The sequence below is a fragment of the uncultured Veillonella sp. genome, from assembly GCF_900545795.1.
In the GTDB taxonomy this organism is placed as follows: domain Bacteria; phylum Bacillota; class Negativicutes; order Veillonellales; family Veillonellaceae; genus Veillonella_A.
In genome coordinates this window covers 95320-116452 of sequence record NZ_URAR01000006.1, presented here as the reverse complement: position 1 = coordinate 116452, position 21133 = coordinate 95320, and the positions used below count along the sequence as shown (strand labels likewise).

At 38.6% G+C, this 21133-nt stretch carries 7 protein-coding genes; 5 read left to right on the top strand and 2 right to left on the bottom strand.

Annotation, left to right across the window (positions count from 1 at the left end):
* From QZR90_RS04610 to QZR90_RS04600, 3 genes are all read left to right on the top strand, one after another.
* The coding region (locus QZR90_RS04610; RefSeq protein WP_295789281.1) for an S-layer homology domain-containing protein at positions 1-1148 on the top strand (1148 nt) is incomplete at its 5' end.
* A gap of 764 nt (positions 1149-1912) precedes the next feature.
* Positions 1913-9745: an ESPR-type extended signal peptide-containing protein gene (locus tag QZR90_RS04605; RefSeq protein WP_295789279.1), complete on the top strand. Its 7833-nt coding sequence runs from the start codon at positions 1913-1915 to the stop codon at positions 9743-9745.
* A 724-nt stretch (positions 9746-10469) separates the two neighbouring features.
* Entirely contained in the window at positions 10470-16274 is a 5805-nt protein-coding gene (locus QZR90_RS04600; RefSeq protein WP_295789277.1) for an ESPR-type extended signal peptide-containing protein, read from the top strand.
* Between the two features lie 393 nt (positions 16275-16667).
* Here the strand turns inward: QZR90_RS04600 and QZR90_RS04595 are convergent, their stop codons facing one another.
* The gene (locus QZR90_RS04595; RefSeq protein ID WP_295789275.1) at positions 16668-17561 is read right to left on the bottom strand and encodes a fumarylacetoacetate hydrolase family protein; all 894 of its coding nucleotides are present in this window, start codon (positions 17559-17561) and stop codon (positions 16668-16670) included.
* A 114-nt stretch (positions 17562-17675) separates the two neighbouring features.
* Positions 17676-18080 carry a hypothetical protein gene (locus QZR90_RS04590; protein ID WP_295789273.1) on the bottom strand — a complete coding sequence of 135 codons (405 nt, stop codon included), beginning with the start codon at positions 18078-18080 and terminating at the stop codon, positions 17676-17678.
* 295 nt (positions 18081-18375) lie between these two features.
* On the opposite strand from QZR90_RS04590, the gene QZR90_RS04585 reads away from it, so the two are divergent.
* Entirely contained in the window at positions 18376-19359 is a 984-nt protein-coding gene (locus QZR90_RS04585) for a D-glycerate dehydrogenase (RefSeq protein WP_295789272.1), read from the top strand.
* A gap of 64 nt (positions 19360-19423) precedes the next feature.
* On the top strand, positions 19424-21097 hold the full coding sequence (locus QZR90_RS04580) for a glutamine--tRNA ligase/YqeY domain fusion protein (protein WP_295789270.1): 1674 nt from the start codon (positions 19424-19426) through the stop codon (positions 21095-21097).
* The last annotated feature ends 36 nt before the right edge of the window (positions 21098-21133 follow it).

Here is a 21133-nt window from a genome sequence, read left to right as displayed (position 1 = left end):
TAACCGTTAAGAATGGTGAAACCTTAAATCTTAAAGGTGGCGCTGATGCGACCAACTTATCAGATGGTAATATTGGTGTAGTTGCTAATGGTCAAGGTTTAGATATTAAATTATCTAAAGACCTTACAGGCTTAAATTCCGTAACAACTGGCAACACAACTATCAATAATGATGGTTTAACTGTTAAAGGTTCTGAAGGAAATACCGTTGTAGTAAATGGCGATAATGTTAACATGGGCGGTAATGTGATTCACAATGTTGGCGCAGGCGAAGCTCCAACTGATGCGGTAAATCGTGGTCAGTTAGATGCTGTAAACGATCGTGTAGATGGTTTAGCCGGTGATTTTGGTAATTTAAATGGCCGTGTAAACAAATTGAACAATCGTATTAACGACGTAGGTGCTGGCGCGGCTGCCTTGGCTGCATTAAGTCCATTAGACTTTAACCCAGATGACAAATGGAATTTTGCTGTAGGTTATGGTAATTACAAAAATGCCGATGCATTTGCAATTGGTGCTTACTATCAGCCAAATGAAGACACTCGTTTCAGCATTGGTAGCACTCTAGGTAATGGCGATGAAATGTTTAATGCAGGTGTAAGTATCCGCTTTGGTCAATCCAATGGTGTTTCTACATCACGCGTAGCGCTTGCTAAAGACGTAGAAGCTTTAAAACGAATTATTGAAGCACAAAATGCTAGAATTGCTCAGTTAGAACGTGGTGGCGTGGGTACAGGTGCTGGTTACCCTGATAGCTCAAATCTTGAGTTCCCAGATGTACCTAAAAACCATTGGGCTTATGAATTCGTTGATGCAATTACCAAAAAAGGCCTTACTATGGGATATCCTGATGGCGAATTCAAAGGTGATCGTAGTTTAACTCGTTATGAATTTGCTGCTGTAGTGTACAGAGCTCTCAAGAATGGTGCAGAAATTGATGGAACTATGGCACGTGCTATTAATGAATTCCGTCCAGAAATTGCAGATTTAGAGAACTTAGATCATAGTCGTGTTGATCGCGTTGCTGGTGAAGATAATGATCGTTACAAAATTGAACGTCTTCGCGTAAATAACAAAGATAACAAAGAAGAAGGCGATTATCGCGATATTTATGGTGGTAAAATCAAAAAAGAAGAAGTTGCTAAATAATTAATTAGCAAGCTTTAAAAACGACTGCATAGAAGTCTTCTATGCAGTCGTTTTCTTTATCTATTCCTTAAGGGAATAGGGGTGTGGCTATATTTAATGTTATATAACAATCATAAAAATAATTTGTAGTTATAGTTTAAATGTAGCGCAATATATATCTTAATTATTACTGATAAAAATAATTTCTTTTATTTTGAAAAGTTTACTTATTTTTATTATCCGAAAGAATATAGTATACAGTTTAAAAACTGTAAATTCAGAAAGAAGTTATATGAAATTTATGTGAACAAACATTTATAACGTGAAGAGATTCTTTAACAACGAAATTTGTTATATTTCAAATCAAGTTAATGCATTCAGTTATTCGAAAATTCGATTAAATACTTGGGAGAATAAAAAGTAAGTTAAGATTTGAAAAATACTTAAATAAAATGAATTTAAGATGAAATAAAATCATGTTGAATACTTATGTTTAAAATTGACAGGGGATTATTATAAAGATAGAATGAAGACAAATAAAAGAATATTTGTTTTTGGGGAGGATACACCTTCCACTTTATTTATAAATAATATTATGCATTCGTGACAAGGACAGCTCATACATTATTAACTATGTGTTTATTAATAATAGTAGTGTAGAAGCAATTTTAACAGCGACTAAAGAGCATAGTCACGAATTAAAATAGGTAAATATATTTAATTTTTGAGTGGTATTTTGTCTATTTTCTGTTCATGAATTGGTTGATTTTAGGGAGGTTGAGTCAATGAATAAGCAGTATAAGATTATTTGGAGTAAGGTGAAACATTGCTATGTAGTAGTATCCGAGTTAGCTAGAAACAATGGTAAGGCAGCTTCAACTCATATTCAGTCAGGTCGAACATTAGGCGTGACTTTATCCGTGTTGGCATTGTGTGCGGGACTTACAGTTGGTGCAAGTGCAGCGACTCCGTATTATAGTGTGAATGATTTTAATGGTATGTTAGCTCGGCTAGGTAATGCAAATGGTGATGCTTCCGGTGGTATTGGTTCTACCGCAGCGGGTCTAGGTACTTCTGTTAAAACTGGGGCGGGGAGTGAGTTTCAAGGAGCTACTGCCACAGCAGTAGGTATGTTAAATACCATCGATGCATCTACTGGTGAGGAGTTTGATGGCGTCGCTAATGCTGTTGTTGGTGCGGCTAATACAACACAGAATGCAAATGCAACATTAATTTTTGGTGCAGGAAACTTAGTTACCAACTCATATAGTGCAGTAATGTTAAATACTGGAACCATTAATCCGACGGACCCAGTTGGATTAAGCAAAGCGTTAGCTGGTGCTGTAAAAGAGAGTGGTGGGCAAATTTTAGTTGTTGGTGGCGCTAATATTGTTGATCATGCACGTTTCTCATCTATTACAGGGGTTAGTAATAACTTGACTGGCACCACAGATAAAGATAGTGAATATAACTTTATTTCTGGTGCTAAAAACACTGTTGCTGGTTCTGACCATGCGTATGTAATTGGTACAGACAATGAAGTAACAAGTAGTACTGGTAATACTCTAATTGGTGACAATCGTATCTTAACGGGTGTTACTAATTCAGTGATTTTAGGTTCCGGTTTAAATAGTGATACTAAATTAGGGGTTAATAATGTTTCCAATGTAGTTGTAGCCGGTTATAAGGCAAATGCTACTGTAGCTGATGGTGTAGCTATTGGCTCTAATTCCGTAGCAAGTGTAGCAGCTGGTGAGAAAGGCGCATCTCCAACCAATACTATTGTAAGTGATGCTGATAAGAATAACGCTACTTGGACATCTACCTTAGGTGCTGTATCTGTAGGGTATGCAGCAGATGGAAATACGCCTGCAGGCACGCGCCAAATCACAAATGTAGCAGCTGGTACACAAGACACTGATGCAGTTAACTTGGCACAGTTAAATAAAGTAGCTAATTTAATTAATATAAGCAACATGGACAGTGGTGTTGAATATGTGTCTATTAATTCTGACGCTGATGGAAATAAAGATAACTTAGGTGCAAGTGCTAACAATTCTATGGCTATTGGCCCTAATGCTAGCACAGCAGCTGTAGATAGCTTAGTGATTGGTAGTAGCACGATTAAAAATACAGGCAAATCCTCTAAAGTAATTGGTAATGGCAATACCCTTTCTAGTACAGGCGCATTTACAGCTGAGGAGAGTAAAGTATTTGGTGATAATAATACAATAACAAATAGTAATCGCCAGTTAATATTTGGTGATAATAATACATTGAGTGGCCGTGATCAAGGAACAACATCTTCTGCAAAACGAACCACAGTATCTGATGTAGTTATTGGTAAAGGGAATAGCATTACAGGTAATGATACATATTGGACCGGCATTGAAGCCTTGACTGTTCTTGGGAATAATAATCGAATGACATCACCTAGTGATGCTATTATAATTGGAGATAACCAAGTTGTTTCTTCACCTAGAAAAACTATTATTATAGGCTCTATGCCTGTTCAAAAAAAAGGTGAAGAGGTTGAAAATTGGGGAGATAATAATCTTACGGTAGGATATGGTGCTTTAAATCGTAGAGGGGAAAGTATTGTATTAGGTAATAATTCTATAGCTAGTGACTATCATACAACTATTACCGGTATTCGTTCGACGACAGATGAAGATACTGGATTACTATCATCGATATACGGCTCTTATAACACTATAAAAAGTGGAGCTGAAAAAACAAGCTTTTTGTCTAGTATCGATGGTGCTGTAAACAATATTACAGGCACCTTTAATAAGACTGAAGGGGCAAATAGCGCTTTAATTTATGGTTCAGGCAATACAGTTTTACATTCGGAGGGGAAACAAAGTAATACTGATAACTTGATGGAATATATATCCTTTAATATGAGCGCATTAGCGCAATATTATGGACAAGGGCTTGATAATGTTCCAGAGAGTGAAATTCCAACATATGAAACTGGGCAATCTATATTAAAACAATATATTGAGTCTAGTGGCGGTAATACTTCTGTGATAGGTAGTGGAAATACTATAGACTATGTGAACAATTCGCAAATTTTAGGGTCTAGTAATACAGTATTAGGTACTAAGGAAGAAAATAGTATTAGAAATGTAATTGCAGGTTCTATGAATAATGCTGATAGTGTCACTAATTCATCCATTATCGGAACAGGCAATACAATCAAACAGGCTTCAGATAATATAATTGTAGGTGACTATCATGTTCTAAGTGGTGGTGAGCATAACTTAGTTCTTGGCTCAATGGCAACGGAAGAAAAAGAAGTAGTCAAGAAATTTGAGACAAATGACTCAAGGATTCCTGAGATTGAGTATACTGTTGTTGAGAATACACCTAAAAAAGTTCACACTGAAAATATCTCCAACGCTGTAATGCTTGGTTATAACACTGATGTATCTATCAATGGTGGCGTCGCTCTTGGTTCCGAATCTATCGCAGCAACTGATTCTAGCGTACAAGGTTATAATCCAAGTGCAATAGAAGATACAACAACAGATGCTACTATTAGAGTAGCAGATGCATCTAGTGATGCTGCATTAGACACACCTACCTGGACATCTACCTTAGGTGCTGTATCTGTAGGGTATGCAGCGGTTGATGAAACTACTCCTGCCGGTACTCGTCAAATCACAAATGTAGCAGCTGGTACACAAGACACTGATGCAGTAAACGTAGCACAATTAAAGGCAGCTAAAGTAACTGTTACAGGTGGTACTAATATTGCTTCTGTAGAGTCTACTGCCACTTTAGATGGCGGTACAGTATATACAGTTAATGCCGAGGACACATACGTTACAAGTGCTACACTTAGTGATGGTACGTTAACAATTAACCAGAATGAAGGGAGACCTATTACAGTAACTGGTTTGGCAACTACTTCGGATGTGCATAACAGTAAAGTGCATTACTACTCTACTAAAAGTGATAAAGAAGCAGCTGGTTCTAACTTCGCAAATGATGGTGCTAAGGCTAATGATTCTATCGTAATTGGGATTAATTCTAGCAACTCGCAAGATGCGGTTAACTCGATTGTATTAGGTAATGGTACGACATTAGACGGTGCTAAGAACGGTACGAATGGAAAAGTTAATGGTAGCGTTGTAGTTGCAAATGGTGCGACTATAAATGGTATTTATAACAGTGTACTAGCAACAGATTATAATAATAGCCCTTCAGGAGTAGTAACTCCAACGACTGTGAAGGGGCAACATAATGTAGTTATTGGTGCAGGTAACACTGTCAGCGGTGACCAAGGAGTAACGATTGGTACACTTAATAATGTTAAAGCGGCCTATGCAATTGGCCAAAATAATACAGTAAAGAGCAAGGGCTTAGCATTTGGTTCTAATAATACCGTCGGCCAAACTAATGAAGATGGCGGTATTGCTATCGGTAGAAATCTTACTGTTGAAGGTTACGAAGGCGTAGCTATTGGTGGAGAAACTCAGGCGCTAGCTGATTATTCGATTGCCATTGGTAGCGGCACTAGCGCATCAGAACCAAGTACTGTTGTTGAAAAAGCAGCTGAGCAAGGTATCGCTCTAGGCTATGGAGCTAAAGCTAAAGTTTCAGGTGGCATAGCCTTAGGGGCAGGCTCACAAGCCACTACGGCTGCCAAGGTAAAAGGATATGATCCAAGTACAGATGCGCAATCTACTAATACGACTGGCGTGTGGCAATCTGGTAAGGGGGCCTTATCTATAGGTACGCCTAATAATACTCGTCAAATCACAGGCGTAGCTGCTGGTTGGCAAAATACTGATGCCGTTAACGTAGCACAATTAAAAGCATCTCGTGTAAAAGTAGAAGCCGCTACAGGTGATGCTAATTCTGTAACTGTAAGCCCAAGTACAGCAGTTGATGGCTCTACAGTGTATACAATTAATGGCGTTGATAACGACACCAAGGTAACTGGTGGTACTGCAACATATAATCAAACTACAGGTGCTGGTACTATTACAGTAACTAATTCTTCTGGCAATACAACTACCCCTATCACTATTGAAGGCTTACAAGATACTTATGTAACGGGGGCAACGCTTAAAGATGGTACCTTAACATTAACTCGTAATGCTGGTGGTAATTTAACGGTCTCTAATATTGCAACTAAAGACGATTTAGCTGCTAATAAAATTGAATATTTCTCTGTAAAATCTACAGAAACTGTAAACAAAAACAATGCAGGTGCTACAGGTACTAATGCTATTGCGATTGGTCCTAAGGTAACGGCCAGTGGTGAAGGCAGTGTAGCTATTGGTTTTAACAACAGTATGGCTGGCGCTGGTGGCGTAGTTATTGGCCGCAACACTAGAACTAGTGGTGATAGTACCGTTATCATTGGTGATGGTGCAGGTGTAGACCCTAATATTGCATTAGATGGTCATATTGCAATCGGTAAGAATGCTCGTGTATTTGCCGGCGGCGGCGAACAGGAAGCAAAACTTGGCTTTGATCCAACTAACTGGCCTAAGGGTGGTGCTGGCGGTTATGATAATCCAACTGACCGCAGCCGTGTAGCCACTGGTATTGCTATGGGCGTTAATGCAAAAGGTCGTACTGGTTCCATTGATATTGGTGCTCGTACTTATAATGGACTCATGGGTGGAAAACAAGTAGCCGGTAATAATGCGATTGGCTCCCATGTAAATCAAACAGCCTTAGGTACCAATACTTATGCTAAAGGCTTGTTCTCCACCATGCTTGGTTCTTACTCCATTGCAACAGGTAGTTTTGATGGTTCTGGTCGAATGAATACGGCGGCCTATGGTGCTCAAAACTTTGGCGCTACTGTAGTAGGCTCTTTAAATAGCATTCGTTCTAATGGCAGTGGTGGATTATTCAGCCCATCTTATCAAGGGATTGCCAATACAATTACAGGTGTAGCCAATATTACAGATAATACCAATGGTTCCCTTGTTTATGGTGCAGGTAATAAGATTAGTAATTCCATTACAAGAATTGTGGCACCAACTTCTGGAGCTGATTCTGTAGATGCAATGGTAGATAAATTGCAAAGTGCTATCAGAAGCAGTGATAGTGGTGGAGCGACTATGGCCTTTGGTGGTGGCAACGTAGCAGATTATACACAACGTACCGCTATTATAGGTGTTAATAATACAGTAACTGGTTCAGCTGAAGATGTTAGTGAAGCCAATGCTATTACTGGCTTTGAAAATACAGCGACTAATGTAGATAATGTAACTGTGACAGGTAGTAATAATAAAATTGAAAACACTAAAAACACGATTTTATTCGGTGATAACCGTAAGTTAACAAGTGCGAATAATAGTGTTGTAATGGGGGCAGCATCTAAAGAAACTGAATTAAACGTTACTGATGCAACTGTAATTGGTTATAATGCCAATGTAACAGTAAAAGATGGTGTAGCTCTTGGTTCTGGCTCTATTGCTAATACTGCTGCTGGTAAATTAGGTTACATTCCTGCAGGAAAAGATTTGACAGCGGCAGAAAAGGCTACTGCGACTTGGACTTCTAAATTAGCCGCCGTATCTGTTGGTGCAGCAGATAATACACGTCAGATTACCAATGTAGCGGCTGGTACCGATGATACCGATGCAGTTAACGTAGCTCAATTAAAAGCTGTAGCAACAGCAGTTAGTGAATCAGCTAATGGGGCACATACAGAGATTACGCTCAATACTAAAGAGGTAAAACCTGGTACAGAGGTAGAAGATAATAATTTAACGATTGCTGCTAAAACTCAAGATGGTAAAACTACGTATGATATTAAGTTGAGTGATAAAGTAGCTACTACAGACGATGGCTTGAAATTTGGTGGTGATACTGGTACAGCATTTGACGTTAAACTTAACAACCAAGTAGATGTTAAGGGTGGTATAACTGAGCCTGAGAAACTTAGCGATAATAATATTGGTGTAATCGCTGATAATGGTACATTAACTGTTAAATTAGCTAAAGACTTAACTGGTCTTACTAGCATCAATGTAGGTGGTACAAAAGGTGCTGACGGAAATTATACTGGTGGCATCACAATTAATAATGGTGGCATCAACATGGGTGATAAACAAATCACTAATGTAGGTAGCGGTGCAACTGGCAAAGATGAAAATGGCAACCCAGTATATAATAACAATACTAATGTAGCTAATATTGGGGATGTTATTACACTTGTAGGTCAACAAGTTGAAGCAGCTAAGGTAACTGCTGGCGATAATATTTCTGTAGAAAATAATAAAGTATCTCTTAAAGAAGATATTACGCTTGGTAAAGATACGACTAAACAAGTAGTAATTAAAGGTAGCGAAGGTACAATTACTGCTGGATCCGGCGCTAACCAAGTGGCAATTGATGGTAAAGATGCCTCTGTTAAAGCTGGTGAAGGTGAAAACCAAGTAGCTCTTGATGGTTCAAACGGTCAAGTAATTATTGGCGTAGACAATGGTAAACCTGGCGACCAAATTATCATGGGTAACCAAGAGGCAAGTCCTATTAAAACAGATGGTACCTCCTTGGGGAAAACAGAAAATGGCCAATTCATTACAGGTCTTGATAATATAACTTGGGCTCCTGAAACTAATGGCTATGTTCCTGACCGCGCTGCTACTGAAGGTCAATTAAAAGATATTGCTGATCAAATTAGTAATATTGATACAGCGGTAAAAGATTCTAGCCGTGTATTTGCTGGTGATGATGGCGTAAAAGTAACCGTTAAGAATGGTGAAACCTTAAATCTTAAAGGTGGCGCTGATGCGACCAATTTATCAGATGGTAATATTGGTGTAGTTGCTAATGGTCAAGGCTTAGATATTAAGTTATCTAAAGACCTTACAGGCTTAAATTCTGTAACTACAGAAAATCTAACTGTTAATAAAGGTGCTAACATCGGTGATGTGTCTATTGCTGGCGATACTATTACAGTAGGCAAAGGTGATAGCCAAACTATCATCAATGATAATTCGGTAACAACTGGCAACATAACTATCAACAATGATGGTTTGACTGTTAAAGGTTCTGAAGGAAATACGGTTGTAGTAAATGGCGATAATGTTAACATGGGTGGCAATGTGATTCATAACATTGGTGATGGTATTGAACCTGGTGATGCAGTAAGTAGAGGCCAATTAAACAATGTTGTTAATAATTTTGGTAATGGTATGAATCAAATGTCAAATCGTATTAGCAAACTCGATCGTCGTGTAGATCGCGTTGGTGCTGGTGCGGCAGCGCTTGCTGCATTGCATCCATTAGAGTTCAGCCCAGAAGCAAAATGGGAAGTATCTGCTGGTGTAGGTAATTATAAGAGCGCGAATGCTATTGCAATTGGTGCTTTCTATCGCCCAAATAGTGACACAATGTTTAGCATCGGTACATCTTTAGGTGGCGGTGAAAATATGATTAATGCCGGAGTAACTCTACGTGTCGGCGATGGCGAAACAGAAGAGCATCCAGCGCGTAGATTAATGGCTGAAGAAATTAAAACTCTTAAAGGTGTAGTAGCAGAGCAAGATGCTAAGCTTGCAGCTCAAGATGCTCGATTAGAAGAACAAAATCAGAAGATTGAACAATTATTACAAGCTGTAGCAGCGCTACAAAAATAAGTTTTGTAACTATATTCGTCGTATAGTATAAAAATAAAAGAAGGATGACAAGTGAAGTCTTGTTATCCTTCTTTTTGTTTTTCATAGTTAATACATAGACGTTAATAAGATATACATGGGAATAACAATGAATAATATAAGGAAACAATTTATTATAGGTAATAATATGTTTAATTAAATTTTAAAATAAGGCTGTCATATATCAAATGCCATGTAAGTATATATTGAAGAAATGTAGAATTTTGTTATTTGTAAATACTGTATAATTAAAAAACTTATAACACCATCAAACATGAAGTAAAAATGAATTAAAGTTGAAAGTTATTCAAGATGATAATTGATGTTGAGAAAAACACTTGAATTAAGGCAAACTTAAATGAAAAAAATATGAAAATTAACAGTATGATGATGGGGGTGATTGTTGACATAATCAGTCATAAAATAATAAAATATAGGTAATATATTTTGGTAATCATTACATGAGGGGAGTGGAATTATATACCATTTAGGGTTGGATAGTTAAAAATATTTATATGTAATTTATTTTTTATAAATAAACTTAACTGATAGAGTCATAATGATAGGGGGATCGGATAGGCAGTATCAGCAAGTTTACTTAGAAAATAATTTATAGATCAATTGCTTTATTTACCCAAAATTCATTAGTACATTAGAGTTTTTAGGTGAATAGGACAAAAAGTTGTAACAAGGGAGGCTTAATTTAATGAATAAGCATTACAAAGTTGTTTGGAGCAAAGTAAAAGGCAGCTATGTGGTAGTATCAGAGTTGGCTAAGAATAATGGAAAGCCTGCATCTACACATAGCAAGATGGGACAGAAGTTAAGTATTGCTTTGTCTGTTTTTGCTCTGTGCAGTGGTGTGTTTGGTTTTGATGTACAGGCGGTTGATAATTCGCAAGGGACAAATTTTGTTGAAGGCACAAATAGTAAGGCTGATTTCTCAAATAAAAGTAATTATATAATCGGGACTAATAACTCAGCTGGAGGCACTAGTGCAAGCAATGTAATACTTGGTGATGGACGTCGCGTTAATAACTCCAACTATAATGTAGTTATTGGGTCTACACCAGGGACTAATCAAATCATAACACCAACGGATCGTGTAGTTGTGATTGGGTATAATACACATTCTAAAGTTAGTGATGGTGTTGCTATTGGCTCTAATTCTGTTGCATATACTAAAGCAGGTGTAGCTGGGTATGATCCTTTTAGCACTATGTCAGATAAATCTTCATTAGATGATTCTGCTGTCTGGAAATCGACGTTAGCCGCTGTGTCTGTAGGTGTTTCACAAGACGCGGTAGATGCGTATCCAAATGATGGGACCATTAGCAACAAAGTACAAACACGTCAAATTACAAATGTAGCTGCTGGGACTAAAGATACGGATGCAGTTAATATTGCTCAATTTAAAAAGATAGCTGAGATAGCACCTCATTATGTATCAGTGAGTGGTGTTAAAGGTGAGTCATTAAGTAATTATAATAATGATGGAGCTACAAAAGAAGCTTCTGTTGTAATTGGTGCTGGAGCAACTACAACAGGGCCTCAAAGTGTTGTGTTAGGCTATAAAGCAGCAGTTGTTGAGGGCAGCGATTTTAGTGGGCAAATTGCTATTGGATATCAAGCAAAATCAAAATCTGGTAATGCTGTAGCCATAGGTACAAAGTCTTTTGCTGAAGCTGGGGTTGCAATTGGTGATTATTCCAATAGTAAAACCACTACAGCTGTTGCCCTAGGTCAACTTAGTAAAGCTAACAGCCAAGGTAGTGTATCGATAGGCCATATGACATCATCTGAGTTTAGAGGCGTTGCAATTGGTCAGGATGCTGGATCACAACAGGATAATTCGACTGCACTAGGAAGCTATGCACGAGCTAATACAAAGGATTCATTAGCAAGCGGATATAAGGCTGGTACTTATAGTGGCGGTTCTGTTGCTGTTGGTAGTTATGCTAGTGTATTTGCTAATACAGATAAACCTATAAGTGAAGTAGATTATAATAAGTTGTCTGATGATGAAAAGAAACAATATGCGCCAGATTTAAGAACTATTAATAGTAGTGATGCAGCGTCTAGACAATATCATAAATTAGCTGATAACGGATATGGCACAGCTGTAGGCTATGGTGCAACTGTTAAAAGTGAAGGCGGATTAGCATTAGGTCATTCAACGCTAAGTGATGTTGAGAATGGCGTTGCTATAGGGAAATATGCATATGCTCATGCTGAAAATGGTGTTGCATTAGGTGCGCTTTCTAGAGCGAATACAGCGGCTGGAGTTAAAGGCTATGATCCATCCACCGGTACTGATAGTACAAAAGATACTCTAACTTGGAAAGCTAATCGTGGTAGTATTTCTGTAGGGGCAAATTCAGCCTCTGGAAGTACTGAAATTACGCGTCAAATCACAAATGTAGCGGCTGGTGCACAAGATACTGATGCAGTTAACGTAGCACAATTAAAGGCAGCTAAAGTATCTCTTGTAGCAGGAGCAAATATTTCCTCCATTAGTACAGCATCGACTCCTGAAAATGGTACAACATATACAATCAATGCTATTGATAATGACACAAAAGTAACAGGCGGTACAGCCACATATAATCAAGCTACTGGTGCAGGTACCATTACAGTAACTGATTCTTCTGGCAATACAACGAATTCGGTTACTATCACTGGTTTACAAGATACTTATGTAACAGGTGCTAAGTTAGAAAATGGCACCTTAACATTAGCTCGTAATGCTGGTGGTGATTTAACGGTTAATAATATTGCAACGAAAGCTGATTTAGCAGCGATAAAAGGCGTTGAATATTTCTCCGTAAACTCCACTGAAACAGGCAATAAAAACAATGCTGGTGCTACAGGCACTAATGCCATTGCGATTGGCCCGAAAGTAACGGCCAGTGGTGAAGGCAGTGTAGCTATTGGCTTTAACAACAGTATGGCTGGCGCTGGTGGCGTAGTTATCGGCCGTAACACTAGAACTAGCGGTGATAGCACAGTTATTATTGGTGATGGTGCAGGTGTAGACCCTAATATTGGATTAGATGGTCATATTGCAATTGGTAAGAATGCTCGTGTATTTGCTGGTGGTGGTGAACAGGAAGCAAAACTTGGCTTTGATCCAACTAACTGGCCTAAGGGCGGTTCTGGTGGGTATGACAATCCAACTGACCGCAGTCGTGTAGCCACCGGTATTGCTATGGGTGTAAATGCAAAAGGCCGTACTGGTTCCATCGACATCGGTGGCCGTACCTATAATGGCCTTATGGGTGATAAACAAGTAAAGGGCAATGACGCGATTGGTTTCCATGTAAATCAAACAGCTGTAGGCACCAATACCTATGCTAAAGGCTTGTTCTCCACGATGCTTGGTTCTTATTCCATTGCAACAGGCAGCTTTGACGGTTCTGGTCGAATGAATACAGCGGCCTATGGGGCTCAAAACTTTGGTGCCACTGTAGTAGGTTCTTTAAATAGCATCCGTTCTAATGGTAGTGGTAATTTCTTATTCCCATCGTATGAAGGAATTGCTAATACAATTACAGGTGTGGCTAATATTACTGATAAGAGTAATGGATCTCTTATTTATGGTGCTGGTAATAAGATTAGTAACTCTATTACATCAATCAATGCGCCAACCTCTGGTGCCGCTTCTGTAGATGCTATGGTTGACACCTTGCAAAGCGCAATTCGCTCAAGTAAGAGCGGTGGTGCTACTATGGCCTTCGGTGGTGGCAACGTAGCAGATTATACACGCCGTACCGCTATTATTGGTGTTAATAATACAGTAACGGGTACAGCTTCTAATATTAGTGAATCCAATGCTATTACTGGTTTTGAAAATACAGCGACTAATGTAGATAATGTAACTGTGACAGGTAGTAATAATAAAATTGAAAACACTAAAAACACGATTTTATTCGGTGATAACCGTAAGTTAACAAGTGCGAATAATAGTGTTGTAATGGGGGCAGCATCTAAAGAAACTGAATTAAAAGTTACTGATGCAACTGTAATTGGTTATAATGCCAATGTAACAGTAAAAGATGGCGTAGCTCTTGGCTCTGGCTCTATTGCTTCTATAGCTAATAATGTTGCAGGTTATGACCCAGTTACAGGCCAAGCATCGACAAAAACTGGTGCCACTTGGAAATCTACATTAGGTTCCGTATCTGTAGGCGTCTTAGGCGATGATGGTGTTGCAACTCAATCTCGTCAAATCACAGGTGTAGCAGCTGGCATGAAGGCTACTGATGCAGTTAACGTAGCTCAATTACAAGCTATGGCTGATGCAATTAGTGAATCTGCTAGTGGTGCACATACGGCTATTACTGTAAATGGTAAAGACGTGACACCTGGTAAAGATAAATTAGGTGAGTCTGTAAAAGACAATAATTTAGAGGTTGCTGCTGTAACTAAAGATGGCAAAACTACTTATGATATTAAATTAAGCAAAGAGTTAGTTATTGGTTCTAAAGGTGAGCCAGGTAAACCAGGTGAAAATGGCGAACCAGGAACTCCAGGTAAAGATGCTGAGCCAGGTAGCATTACTATCATTGGTACACCGGGCCCTAAAGGTGATGACGGTCAACCAGGCAAGGATACAAGTGCTAATATTTCCGTAAAAGATGGTGTTAACGGTCTTGACGGCGAAAATGGCGTAACTCGTATTGTTTATACTGATGAGGATGGTAAAGAGCATCAAGTTGCTACTATGGGTGATGGTCTCAAATTTGCTGGTGACGATGGTGCAGAACATGTTATTGCTAAGAAGCTGAATGAACAGTTAGACCTTAAAGGTGGCGCTAAAGACTTCACTGAAAATAATATCGCTGTAGTAGCTGATGTTGATGACGAAGGTAATGCCACTGGTTTACATGTGAAATTGGCTAAGAATATTAATTTAGCTGATGGTAGCATCGTATTTAACGAAACAGCAAAAGACGATAAAGGCAACTCCTTAGTTAAAGGTGAAGATGGCAAATGGTACATCGATTTAACTGGCGCTGTATATGACAAAGAGAATAATACATATACAAAAGATGGTAATCCAGTAGCTCCTGTAACACCTACAATTTCAGGAACAGTTGAATTAACTCAAAATGGCTTAAATAATGGCGGCAATAAGATTACTAATGTAGCTAATGGTACAGACGCGACAGATGCTATCAATAAAGGCCAGCTAGATGATGCTATTAAAGGTGTTAACACTACAATCAATGCTTCCAAAGCACAATCAGGTAAAAATATCACTGTAGATACAAAGACTAATGAAGTAAATCTTAACGATTCTATTACTCTAGGTTCTGAATCAGATAAGACTAAGCAAGTAACTGTTGATGGCAATGGTGCTAAAGTAACTGCTGGTGATGGCACTAATAAAGTTGTTGTTGACGGTAGTAAAGGTCAAGTTGTCATTGGTGATGGTGCAGATAAGGTAACTGTTGGCAATAAATACATTACAGGCCTTGATAATACAACTTGGGCTCCTGGCGACAATGGTGAAAATATAGTAGCAGATCGTGCAGCTACAGAAGGTCAATTACATGATTTGGCTAACCAAGTGACTAACCAAATTAATGAAATTAATACATCAGTAAAAGAGTCTAGCCGTGTATTTGCTGGCGACGAAGGAGAAGGTAAAAAAGTAACTGTTAAGAGCGGTGAAACTTTACATCTCAATGGTGGCGCTGCTGTTGATAATTTATCAGATGGCAATATTGGTGTAGTGACACAAAAAGATGACGAAGGTAACTCTACTAATGGCTTAGATATTAAATTATCTAAAGACCTCAAAGGCTTAAACTCTGTAACTACTAAAGAGTTAACTGTTACTGAAAAAGCCAATATTGGCGATGTGACCATTGAAGGCGATACTATTACCGTAGGTAAAGGCGATAACCAAACTATCATCAATGGTGAAGGCATTAGCATTCCAGGTAAAGATGGCAAAGATGGTGTTAACATCTCCGGTGAAGGCATTGATATGGGTGGCAATCCAATCACAAATGTTGGTGAAGCTGTAAATCCTGGCGATGCTATCAACAAAGGTCAATTTGATAATACAATTAACAATATTGGTAATGGTATGAATCAAATGTCCAACCGCATTAGCAAACTTGATCGTCGTGTAGACCGTGTAGGTGCTGGTGCTGCGGCTCTTGCTGCCTTACATCCATTAGAATTTAGCCCAGAAGCTAAATGGGAAGTATCCGCTGGTGTAGGTAATTACCGTGGTGCTAATGCATTAGCTCTTGGTGCCTTCTATCGTCCTAATGGTGATACTATGTTTAGCATTGGTACTTCCTTAGGTGGCGGCGAAAACATGGTAAATGCAGGTGTAACATTACGTGTAGGTGAAGGTGAAACTGAAAACTACCCAGCTCGTAAAGTTATGGCACAACAAATTAAAGATTTACAAACTGTTGTGGACAGCCAAAATGCTAAGATTGAAGAATTAACTCAATTAGTTAATACACTTGTTCAAAACGCAGGTAAATAAACTAATATTTAGCATAGGTAAATAAGCTAATGCTTAGCAGAGGCAAATAAGTTAATACTTAGCATAGCTAAATAAGCTAATTATTAACGCAGAGAAATAAGTAAATACTTATAATCTGAAATAAAAAGAGCGACTCTTTCGGGAGTCGCTCTTTTACCTTATGGGCTATATATTGACCAAAAATTGATGTGATTTAGGCTCGCATATGGCATTCTGTATAGTTAGCAAAATCCTAAGATTTTATAAAAATCTTATAAAAATCTTATTAGAATGATAAAAAAGAGAGAGTCCTTAGACTCTCTCTTTTGTTATTTATGCACTTTAGGATTATCTAATTTATTTTTACTCCACAGGATGCTCTAAATTTCTTTACACTCTGTAAGACTTTCAACTTTATTTATATCCTACAGGATTTTCTAAGGTGCCAATGCCCTCGATAGTAATCGATACGGAATCGTTTTCTTGTAAGAAGCGAGGCGGATTAAATCCGATGCCCACACCGGATGGTGTACCAGTGGAGATAATGTCGCCTGGTTCTAATGTAAGCCCTTGGCTTAAGGTGCTTACAATAGTTGGAATGGAGAATATTAAATCTTCAGTAGAACCTGATTGGCGAAGTTCGCTATTTACATAGGTGCGCACTTCAAAATGTTGTGGCTGTTTGTTGCCTACTAAAATGGCTGGACCCATAGGAGCGAAGCCGTCTAAGCTCTTGCCGAGGAACCATTGTTCGTGACGACGTTGTAAATCGCGAGCTGTTACATCATTTAGAATGGTGTACCCAAAGATATGATCCCACACTTCATTTTCAGGAATCTGTGAGCCACGCTTGCCAATGATGATGGCCAATTCACCTTCATAGTCCACTTGTGAGGTGGCATTAGGATGAAGCGGAATTGTTTGCTTAGGGCCGATTACCGTGGTTGGCAATTTAGTGAAGAACACAGGATGCTCCGGCTCTTGGGCGGATTTATCAAATTCTGCCACATGCTCCCGATAGTTTTTACCAATGCAAATAATATTGCGATGCGGTGTAATCGGAGCTTCTAGGGATACTTCATTTAAGTGATACGGAATCGCTACTGGTGTTTCACGATGCTTTTGTAGTGCTGTAGTAAGGCTTAGGAGACCTTCGTCACCGAGGCTAATTAGCTCTTCAATAGTTTCTGGTAAAAAGGTAAAATAGGCCTCTTCTAGGTCAGCACTACCTAAAATTGTTTGTAACTCTTCGTCGATGATGCCCCATTGTTTAAAACCACTTTGTGTAGTAAAGCTTGCAATTTTCATAGTGTATTCCTCATTTCATATAGTGTATAAGGCTTGTTCTCTGTTACTTCTCTTTTGGTTCTCAAGGTTTTTAATCCTACTGTGTAGGCATTGACTAAAAGGTTTAAGACTTGTTTATTTTTCTAAGAGTTTAATTTTTTTGCTCAACCATTTTTCACAACTTTCACGATCGTTGAAGAAGCGAAGGTCGCGTTCTAAATCAAAGTCGATGTAAAGGCCATAAACAAATGGAATTGGCGTATTTTCGGCAATATTAAAGGTATCGATTGCAATATAGGTACCTGGTTCTTTGGTAGTTTCTAAATTGCTAAAAGGAATTTCTTTAATAGAAAATGCTTCGCCATTGGAGCGGCGGCGCATGCGTTTAGGGACGAGAGAAAATGTTTTCTTCGTTCCATGTTCGCTGATAGTAATGGTTACAGGATTGTTTGCATCATAATCAGCCATAATTTTGTTTAACGCAGTTTTAAACTCTCTCAGAGTTACCTCTTTTTCCGGTAATGAATCAATAATTGCCATAATAGAAGCCTCATTTCAAAAATAAAAACCCTGATTAATATTTTTTTGTAATTAAATTATGAATTTATGTTTATTATTTAATTTAACTATAACATAAAACATAAAAATGATAAAGCAATACATTCAATTGAGAATAAAATACATGAGTCTATTTGATATATATTTTTACATATGTGCTACAGAATATAAAAATATATCTATAAAGGATAAAAATTCTAACAAATCAGTAGGATTTTGATGATATAATAAAAATAGTACTAAAAAGTTGTCAATCCTTATATGAGGAGGAATTAATATGAGTAAACCAGTAGTTGTAGTTCCAGGTTTTGCAAGAAAAGATGCGCTCGCTTATTTAGGTGAGCATGTAACCATTAAACAATGGGAGCAGTCCGGTGTCATGCCACGAGACCTTTTAAAAGAGTGGCTTAAAGAAGCTGATGCGCTTTGGTCTGTCAATGGCGTTAAAGTAGATGCTGATTTAGTAGCCGATGCTCCGAACCTAAAGGTTATTGCACAGGCTTCAGTAGGCTATGATAATGTAAATATTGAAGACTTAACGGCCGCTAAGATTCCTTATGGCAACACGCCTGATGTGTTGACTGAAACTGTAGCTGAATTAGCTTTTACCTTGGTGGCAACAGCAAGCCGTCGTATTTTAGAAAATGATGCTTTCGTAAAGAGCGGCCAATGGGGGCGTGGGGAAGCACCTATTAAAGGGCGCGATTTAAGCCGTATGACCTTGGGTATTATTGGCATGGGGAACATTGGCGTATCTATTTCACGTCGTGCTCGTGCATTCGGCATGACTGTGCTTTACAATAATCGTCACCCACGCAATGATGATCGCTTGTATATGACAACTTATGTGTCTTTGGATAAGCTCTTTAGAGAAAGTGATGTAGTCCTCGTTATGGCGCCACTCAATGAATCTACATATCATATGATTGATAAAGAAGCTTTTAAGAAAATGAAAAATGATGCATTGTTTGTCAATGTAGGGCGTGGCAAAATTGTGGACACTGATGCCCTCGTATGGGCCTTGAATGAAGGTGAAATTGAATACGCTGCTCTTGATGTGACCGATCCAGAACCATTGCCAGGAGACCATCCATTACTTAAAACAGGCAAAGTATTAGTGGTGCCACATATTGGGTCGTATACTGACCGGACTCGTCGCGATATGTCGATGCTCACAGCTGATAATATTTTACTAGGATTGGCAGGCAAACCATTAAAAACTTGTGTTAATCCAGAAGTAAATTATAAAGACGCTGAATAGTGAAAATTCTTGCGGAATATGGTAAAATAAGCGGATAGAGTAAATAAAGGAAGGATGATTATTCGTGGAAACACCAAATAATGAAACCGTTAATTTTATAGAGGCCATTATTAATAAAGACAATGAAGAAGGAAAGTATGGCAAACGTGTCCATACGCGCTTTCCTCCTGAGCCAAATGGCTACTTACATATTGGTCATGCCAAATCTATCTGCTTAAATTTTGGCTTAGGTGAAGCTTACAAGGGATTAACTAATCTTCGCTTTGATGATACGAATCCTGTAAAAGAAGATGTGGAATATGTAAAATCTATCGAAGAAGATGTGAAATGGTTGGGCTTTGATTGGGAAGACCGTGAGTACTTTGCGTCTGACTATTTTGATCAAATGTATGAGTATGCTCAAGAGCTAATAAAAAAAGGCCGTGCCTATGTAGACGATCAAACTCCAGAGGAAATTAAAAATACTCGTGGTGATTTCTCTACACCAGGTACTGACAGCCCATATCGCAATCGCTCCGTAGAAGAAAACCTTCGTTTATTTGAAGAAATGAAAGAAGGTAAATATAAAGACGGGGAGAAAGTATTGCGTGCTAAAATCGATATGGCGTCCCCTAATATTGTTATGCGTGACCCAGTATTATATCGCATTTTACATGCTGACCATCATCGTACGGGCAGCCAATGGTGCATTTACCCTATGTATGATTATGCGCATCCTGTAGAAGATGCCATTGAGCGCATTACGCATTCCGTATGTACACTTGAGTTTGAAGTGCATCGCCCATTATATAATTGGGTACTAGAAGAATGGCCTGATGTTGAAAAGCCACAACAGATTGAATTTGCCCGTTTAAATATTACCAACATGGTTATGAGTAAACGTAAGCTTCGTCAATTGGTGGAAAAAAACTTGGTGAGCGGTTGGGATGATCCTCGTATGCCGACGATTTCCGGTCTTCGCCGTCGTGGTTATACACCAGAATCCATTCGTGACTTCTGCCAACGCATTGGCGTAGCTAAAGCAGACAGTGTAGTAGACATCGCCTTGCTTGAGTTCTGTATTCGCGAAGATTTAAAATTAAAAGTACCTCGTCAAATGGCTGTTATTGACCCTGTTAAAGTGGTGATTACTAATTATCCAGAAGGGCAAACAGAAATGGTGACTATCGAAAATAACCCAGAAAATGAAGACATGGGGTATCGTGAAGTGCCATTTGGTCGCGAATTATATATTGAGCAAAATGACTTTATGGAAGTGCCAGTTAAAAAATTCTTCCGCATGACACCAGGCAAAGAAGTACGCTTAAAAGGTGCTTATATTGTAATGTGTAATGAAGTGATTAAGAATGAAGATGGCTCCATTAAGGAAATCCACTGTACGTATGACCCAGAAACTAAGAGCGGCAGCGGTTGCACTCGCAAAGTAAAAGGGACCTTGCATTGGGTAGAAGCGTCTACGGCTGTAGATATGGAACTTCGTTTGTATGATTACTTATTAAATACAGAAGACGAAGAAAATGCCGGCAAAGATTTCTTAGAACAGTTGAATCCAGATTCCTTGACCATTCATCATGGGAAAGGGGAACCAGCTTTCAAAGACACTAAAGTGGGCGATCGCTTCCAATTCTTGCGCCAAGGTTATTTTGTAACAGATAAAGATAGCACGGCTGACCATATTGTGATGAACCGCATTGTAGGTCTTCGCGATAGCTGGGCTAAGATGCAGAAAAAAGGATAATGCCACATAGGCAAATTATAAAAACACTATTAAAGG

Bases quoted from the DNA above. Each gene is read 5' to 3' on its own strand.
- QZR90_RS04605 (WP_295789279.1), top strand. From the start codon at position 1,913: ATGAATAAGCAGTATAAGATTATTTGGAGTAAGGTGAAACATTGCTAT.
- QZR90_RS04600 (WP_295789277.1), top strand. From the start codon at position 10,470: ATGAATAAGCATTACAAAGTTGTTTGGAGCAAAGTAAAAGGCAGCTAT.
- QZR90_RS04595 (WP_295789275.1), bottom strand. From the start codon at position 17,561: ATGAAAATTGCAAGCTTTACTACACAAAGTGGTTTTAAACAATGGGGC.
- QZR90_RS04590 (WP_295789273.1), bottom strand. From the start codon at position 18,080: ATGGCAATTATTGATTCATTACCGGAAAAAGAGGTAACTCTGAGAGAG.
- QZR90_RS04585 (WP_295789272.1), top strand. From the start codon at position 18,376: ATGAGTAAACCAGTAGTTGTAGTTCCAGGTTTTGCAAGAAAAGATGCG.